The organism is Armatimonas sp. (assembly GCF_043757465.1).
Taxonomy (GTDB): Bacteria; Armatimonadota; Armatimonadia; order Armatimonadales; family Armatimonadaceae; genus Armatimonas.
On record NZ_JAYVPL010000070.1, the window covers coordinates 59,826 to 66,768 of the forward strand.

The 6,943-nt window shown below is 54.2% G+C and carries 7 protein-coding genes; 2 read left to right on the forward strand and 5 right to left on the reverse strand.

Annotated features, from left to right (window positions below; genetic code table 11):
- Positions 1-108: 108 nt before the first annotated feature.
- From ACH2ED_RS09105 to ACH2ED_RS09125, 5 genes are all read right to left on the reverse strand, one after another.
- A complete protein-coding gene (locus tag ACH2ED_RS09105; protein ID WP_395090391.1) occupies positions 109-1,173 on the reverse strand; it encodes an acyltransferase family protein in 1,065 nt (354 codons plus the stop codon).
- A gap of 17 nt (positions 1,174-1,190) precedes the next feature.
- Positions 1,191-1,973 (reverse strand): ABC transporter substrate-binding protein, encoded by a 783-nt coding sequence (locus tag ACH2ED_RS09110; RefSeq protein WP_395090392.1) that lies wholly within the window; start codon positions 1,971-1,973, stop codon positions 1,191-1,193.
- Positions 1,951-2,487 (reverse strand): hypothetical protein, encoded by a 537-nt coding sequence (locus tag ACH2ED_RS09115; RefSeq protein WP_395090394.1) that lies wholly within the window; start codon positions 2,485-2,487, stop codon positions 1,951-1,953. The genes ACH2ED_RS09110 and ACH2ED_RS09115 overlap by 23 nt, the downstream gene beginning before the upstream one ends.
- A 14-nt stretch (positions 2,488-2,501) precedes the next feature.
- Entirely contained in the window at positions 2,502-3,971 is a 1,470-nt protein-coding gene (locus tag ACH2ED_RS09120) for a metallophosphoesterase (protein WP_395090396.1), read from the reverse strand.
- 72 nt (positions 3,972-4,043) lie between these two features.
- Positions 4,044-4,874, reverse strand: coding sequence for a DUF1559 domain-containing protein (locus tag ACH2ED_RS09125; protein WP_395090398.1), 831 nt, complete (start codon positions 4,872-4,874; stop codon positions 4,044-4,046).
- A gap of 72 nt (positions 4,875-4,946) precedes the next feature.
- Between ACH2ED_RS09125 and ACH2ED_RS09130 the strand changes: the two genes are divergently transcribed.
- The gene (locus ACH2ED_RS09130; protein ID WP_395090399.1) at positions 4,947-5,879 is read left to right on the forward strand and encodes a Gfo/Idh/MocA family protein; all 933 of its coding nucleotides are present in this window, start codon (positions 4,947-4,949) and stop codon (positions 5,877-5,879) included.
- A 109-nt stretch (positions 5,880-5,988) separates the two neighbouring features.
- Complete coding sequence (locus ACH2ED_RS09135; RefSeq protein ID WP_395090400.1) at positions 5,989-6,795, forward strand: DUF1559 domain-containing protein; 807 nt, start codon at positions 5,989-5,991, stop codon at positions 6,793-6,795.
- Positions 6,796-6,943: the final 148 nt, after the last annotated feature.

Below are 6,943 nucleotides of genomic sequence, written 5' to 3' on the forward strand. Positions count from 1 at the left end.
ACGCAGAACAATCCGAAATGGAGTTGGGACTATGAATTTTCAGCAGACAGTCCCCTTGGTCGTTTAACTATGGGATTTTACCCAGCCCCTCCCTGCTCACTCTACGATTTATTTACTTAGTGAAGGAAATAACTTATCTCTCAAATGCAGCACTGGCCACTCTATGAGCTTATTAAAAACGTAACCAACGAGACAGGAGCCAATTAAATACATACAAAGATAAACACCAAAATTCTCAGCAACACCCATTCTCCTTAGAATAATTTCCCCCCATTCATTTACAGGCATATGCCATAAATAAATCGAATAGCTTGCCCCACCAAGTGCTCCTAAAAATTTCAACAACGGGTTATTACTTTCTTTCAGACGAATAGCAGCTATCAGTAACAATCCCGACCCGATATAAAATAAAATCACACCATATACGGATACCCATTTATAAAGTTCAAGGGGGAATTTAAATGCAGGGATCAGCAACAATACCCCAGAGAGCAAGAGGACAAGACTCGGAATTTTACTAAATCTCCCTAATAAATCTTTATAATTGTACATATAAGACAAAAAAACGCCATAAAACAAAGAATCGAATCGCAAATGACTACCAAAAAGATACTCTCTAGGAGAATAAGTAGGAATCACAATTGATGTCACTACTCTTAATAAAAAACAAGTAACAGCAATAACAATAAAAAATAGTGGGATTCTAGAGAATGGGGATTTCTTAAATTTCAAAGTCAAGACATACATCAGAACGGATAGCAATAAGTAAAAATGTTCTTCAACTGCTAACGACCAGGTATGCCACCATAGACCAAATACATAATTCTGAATAAAAAGCAGTTCACTTAATACAACACTCTTGCTTAATGGTTGATGGAGAAATACAGAAACGCAGAGCGTACATAAAATCATAACCCAGAATGAGGGATATATCTTTAGAGCTCGCCTAATCAAGAATCGTTTAATATTAAGGCTGCCCGTGCGCTGGTGCTCTTTAAAAAGGAGACCTGAAACCAAGAACCCACTCAGAACAAAGAAAATATCAACCCCAACCCATCCCCCCCGCTGCCAGATACCCAAAAAATGAGAGCTACTTTCAGATAGATAGAGATGCCGTCCAAGAACAAGAAATACAGCCACAATCCGCATCAGATCTAAACCAAGATTTCGCATAGAGTGTTACCTACTTGCTATTCTACCCGAAGGGGGTTTACCCCAGCCATCAGCATCCGCAAACCCGTTAACAAGCGAGGTGTGGGGCGAAAGAGTAGGTCGGCGGGGATGCGGACAACCCGGACGTTGGGCAGATTCGGGGCGGGCGCGGCGACCCCGGGCGTGGTGGCGATCACGTAGACCTGGGGTTTGAGGGTGAGCAGCTTCTCTTTGGTGAGCTGTGGAAACGGCCCGCCCTCGGTGACCACGTTCTGGCCCCCCGCAAGGCGCACCAGATCGTCCACAAACGAGCCCGGCCCCACGGCGTAGAGCGGCGCGGCGCTGATCTCGACAAAGACGGGAATCGCAGTGGTGGGTTTGCGGACGAGCAGTGCGCGGCGTATCCGGTCGGCGACAAAGGCAGCGCTACGGTTATCTTTGATGGTCACCAGCATCCCCAGCTCCTCCAGGTGGCGCGGCACATCGGCGACTTTGAGGGAGCGCTGGACAAAGACCGGCACTCGCACGCGCACGGCGAAGCTCTCCACATCGGCTTTGTTCACCGTGGCGGAGTCGAAGACAATCAAATCGGGCTTGAGTGAGAGAATTTTCTCGTAGGAAGGGCGCGTAAAATCCCCGACGCGGGGGAGATTTTTCGCTTCCGCGGGAAAGTCACAGGCGCTGGTAACTCCGACCAGAGATTTCCCCGCTCCAATCGCAAAGAGATTCTCCGTGGTGGCGGGCGAGAGAGAGACAATGCGCCGGGCAGTGCCCGTCAGCGTGAGCTTGCGTCCTAGATCATCCATTCGTGTCTGTCTCATCGCCTTCTTCAGTCGCTTCATCGTCTTCTTCAGTCGCACGCTCGAAAAGCTCCAGCGGGGCAAGCTGCACCGAGAAGGTCGGGAGCATCTCCGTAAAGCGAGCCGGATGCAGGATTGTCGCAAGCACACGTGCCGCCTCGCCCAGCCCCTCGCCCCCTTCGCTGAGATAGGCAGGAGCGACCAGATAGATCTCGTGGTCGGTGACGGCAGGTAGCTCAAACCAGCCGGAAAGTTCCGTGAGGCCCTCGAGTTCTTCGCCCGCGATCACGATCACTTCCGGGGCAAAGGCGATAATTTCCTCGGCGGTGAGATCGTGCGCTTCTGCATTGACCAGCCCCGTCGCTCCGGCAGCAACCAGCAGCTCTTTTTCCCAGAGCCCCAGCGTCCGTGGCGGGTTCACCGAAGCCAGAAGCAGCGTCCGGGGACGTGCCACCATAATTGCTGTCCTCGCACGAACAGGCTCCCAGGCGAGAGTTATTTCCGCCGCCGCCGCTCCTAAAATCTCAGGCACCATAGACCGCTATGGTATCACGATGATGTCATCCGGCACCAGTCTACGACAGCGCCCCACTGATCCACCTGCTTTATTTCTAGCGCCGCCGTGTCCATCTCGATCACCGTGAGCGAGTGCCGGTCAGCGATGAAGCGGGCGATGTAGTCCAGATTCCCGTCTTCGGGGTGCGTCTGCGCCTTCTGCCCCCACTCAGAGTCGTAGAGATGCTTGCCACCCGCCCCCGTGGTGATGTAGATTACGCCACTTGGTTTTGTCTTTGTCTTGCCATCGAAGTGTGTGTCCAGCATGAACGTACCGGGCACCAGCCGCGCCTTACTTCCCACATTCGACGCGCCTTTCGTCTCGCGGGGAGCAAAGCGCAGAGGCACGGTGCGCTGGTAGTTGTGCTCATGCCCGTGCCAGACAATCGCCACGCCGCAGCGCTCGAAAATCGGGGCAAGAACGCGCATATGCTGCTCGGCGTAGTGATCCGCTCCAACATTGAAGCACGGGTGGTGAAAGACCACAAACTTCCAAGGCGCACTGCTAGCCAGCAGATCACGCTCGATATAGCTCTGAAGCGCCGCATCGTTGGGATCGACATAGAGGTTGGAGTCCAGACACAAGAAGTGCCCATCGCCGTAGTCAAAGCTATAGGTGCTCATCATTGGGAAGCGGCTCCCCGCACAGGTTTTGAAGTGCGCAATGGGCTCAGGTGGCCCCATCAAGGTCGGTGCAAAAGTGCCCGTCAGGCCATTCTCGGGCAAGTACATGTTGGTGAAGTAGGCAAGCGAGTCCGGGTGGGCGGTGAAATCTGCGACCGGGTGTTTTTTGTCGTCTTTGCCGTGCACATCGTGGTTGGCGATAACCGTGTAGAACGGCACGGAGCGCAGCAGAGGTGCGCCTATTCTTGGCCCGGCGATCTCGGAGTTGTAGACCGGAAAAAAGTGCCGCGCATATTCATCGTCGGTGCCGTCTTCATAGACGTTATCGCCCGTATTGAGTACAAAGTCTGGGAGGGCTTTGAAAGCTTGGTAAGCGATCATACGGTCGGAAATATCGCCAAAGGAGTTGTCTCCAAACGCGACAAAGCGTGTCTTGACGCAGCGTGGCTTCTGAGTGGTGAACCAGCCTTCGGCGATGCGCTTCTCGTCCATGAAGACCTGGTAGCGGAAGCGCTTGCCCGCGGCGAGCGTGGGAACCGACACGGCGTAGTTGAAGCGCGTCTCAAAATCCTCACCTTCACCGGAGAGCCGCTCAGTACGTCGAGGAGTCAGCGCCTCGGTGAGTCCCTCCACCTTCACAGTGAAACTTGCCGACTTGTGATCGGTCTGCCAGGCGATAATCAGCGAGGTGTCGTTGTGCGGCCCCGGCTGAAGATAGGGAAGCGCAGTGAAGAGAGGCTGAGCAGGGTCACTACCCGGCAGAGCAAAGCCCCGCTCAGCGGGGATCAACGCCAGAAAGCTCAGGCCACCAGCAGCGCGTAAAAGCTCACGTCGTGTCATATTTTTAGAATACCAGACAAGAAAGGAGCCACCGTGAGACTCTCACGGTGGCTGAAAAAACGCAGAGACAGCTTAGAGGCAGGGGGGAGCGTTGAGTGGGTTTGGAACAAATGGCGTGGGTAGAAACTTGTCTCCCCAGACAAAGTCGGTCGGGCTGAGAGTCTGCTCAAAACGCATCCACTTGGCGTGGCCATCAAAGAACGTGTAGTTTGCTCCTTGGTTGTGGCGATCCCACTTCACACGGATCAGCTCGGGTGTCTTGTCACTGGCAGTGTTTAGTCCCGCGAGTGCATCGGCGGGGGTAGCGAGCCGCCAGCTATCGCCGGGGCAGATCTGTCCGCCACCCGATGAGGAACCCCGGCTCGTGCTGGTCGCGATCAGGCCGCTTGCACCCTTCCACTGCCCAATTACCGCTCCCGTATTGAGGAGCCCACGCCGCTCGGCAAGTGCGATCAGGCTGGCGGGTTTGTCCACGGCAGCGGCGCTAGGGGCGAGCCAGTCGTGGGCGGGGATCACGTTGTAGTTATTGATGTAGGAAAACGCAGGCACCTGACCATCACAGCTCACCCCAACAACCTGCCCTGCTGCACAGGGAGCTTTGGGCTTGACAGGATTAGGATCAGACGGGCAGACAAAAACTTTCTCGTTCTTGATATAGGGCTGGAGAACATACGACCAGTGCACTTTCCAAGTGGGAATCTCCCAAGTCGTTTGCATCAGGGTCTCGTCGTAGTCCTGGGAATACATCATCAGCCCCAGACCGAGCTGCTTCATATTGGAGAGGCAGGAAGTCTGTCGGGCTTTTTCCCGGGCCTGCGCAAAGACAGGAAAGAGGATGGCGGCAAGAATTGCAATAATAGCAATCACCACGAGAAGTTCGATTAAGGTAAAAACACGTTTCATAGCGAACCTATGATAGGCGCGAGACAGAGACGCTCTGTTAAGCGCAAATTAATGGGGGATTAACTTTAGGTTATGTCTGTGCTTCGATGGGGAATTATCGGTTGTGGCGATGTGGCGGAGAAGAAAGGTGGCCCCGCGCTCTACCTAGCGGAAGGCTCCGAGCTAATCGCGGTGATGCGACGTGATAGAGAAAAAGCCGAGGACTTTGCGCGACGGCACGGGGCGAAGCGTGCGTATGACACAGTGGAGGCGCTTCTCTTAGACCCCGAGGTGGATGCAGTCTATATCGCCACTCCGCCGCATCTGCACTGCTCTCAGACACTTCAAGCGGCGGCGGCGGGCAAGCAGGTGCTAGTCGAGAAGCCGATGGCATTGAGCGCCAATGAGTGCGAGCAGATGATCGCAGCATGTCAGAAGTTTAATGTTTCGCTCCACGTGGCCTACTACCGGCGCTACTGGCCCAAGTTTCGGGCGATGAAAGCCGCGCTGGATGCAGGGGAGATCGGGACGGTTCTCGGGGCACGACTTCAGCTCTGCACGCTCGCTCCAGCAAGCGGCTGGCGCGTGGATCCGATGATCTCCGGCGGCGGCCATGTGGTGGATGTCGGCTCGCACCGATTAGATATGCTTGTGTATCTTCTAGGCAATGTCACAGAGATCCACGGCTTCGCGGCCAACCGTTTAGCACACCATCCTGCCGAGAACGACACGGTCTTTGCACTGCGTTTTGCCAGCGGTGCTCTGGCCTCCGCCACGTTTCACTTTCACACCAAGCCCAACCGGGATATTCTGGAGATCTTCGGCTCCGATGGCACGCTCACCTGCGATCCGTTTGATGGCACAGTGTTCATAATAAACGGCGAGGAGCAGCGCTTTGAGACGCCCAGCCCCACCCACCTGCCGTTTGTTGAAGCGATGGTGCGTTGTGAACCAGGACATGTTACAGGCGAAGAGGGAATGAAGGTGACACGCATTTTGGAGGCGGTGTTACAAAACAAGGCTTAAAATCCCCTCATCTGACCCCGTGAATGTTAACCTGCTCTTTACAAACTACCTTAGACTAGGTACACTCCACAGTACCTAAATTATTGGGTATAAGGATATTCTCTGTACTATGAAGCATGCATTTACACTGATTGAACTTCTCGTGGTCATCGCCATTATCGCCATTCTCGCCGCTATTCTCTTCCCTGTCTTTGCCCAAGCCCGGGAAAAAGCCCGACAGACCTCCTGCCTCTCCAACCAGAAGCAGCTTGGTCTGGGAACCCTGATGTACATTCAGGACTATGATGAGACATTCCCACGTTCTGTGTATGTGATTGCACCGAACACGGCTTTTTCTGCCTACGATGCCATCGGCCCTTACCTCAAGAATATCCAGATATTCCAGTGCCCCAGCGCCACTCCCGGTGTCAACTGGCGTTCCCGTGTGGCGGCCATTGGGCTCCAGAGCCCGAACTTCCAGTTTGTGGGCTTTGTCCCCAACCTGGGAATCTTTGGGGAGTATCTCTGCGGTACCGCGTTCAATAAGCAGACGCCGGCAACCGCGCTTGCGGGTGTTCCCACCCCGGTGGACACGATTCTCTTCTTCGATGGCTGGATGCGCAACACTGTCGTCCTAGACTGGTACAACTTTCTGGGAGATGCCCGCCACAACGATGGTACCACTATGTGCTTTGCCGATGGGCATAGCAAGTGGTTCCGGTACGGGGCAACTCTTCCCGGCGGCAATGCTCCTGCCAGTGGGGTCAATCGCCCCAGTGTTCCCTACTATGGCTGGCGTGCAGGAATCACAGCTCCCGTGAAGGGCGCTGCCCTCGACACTCTTAGTCCTGCGTCTACTCCTACGAATCCCTACAACGACTTCCACGGCATTCCTGGCACTAATATCGGTGACTCTGAGGACACAGGTTGCCCGTAGGCCCATGGGTCTTTATCAGGAACCTCGCCCGATATCAGGTGAGGTTTTTTAGTGACGACTCCCTCCGCTAAAGCAGAGAGCTTCTGAAATTATGTCTAGGACACAATCACCAAAAACAACAATGCCAAGCATCAGGCTTCTTGGGAAA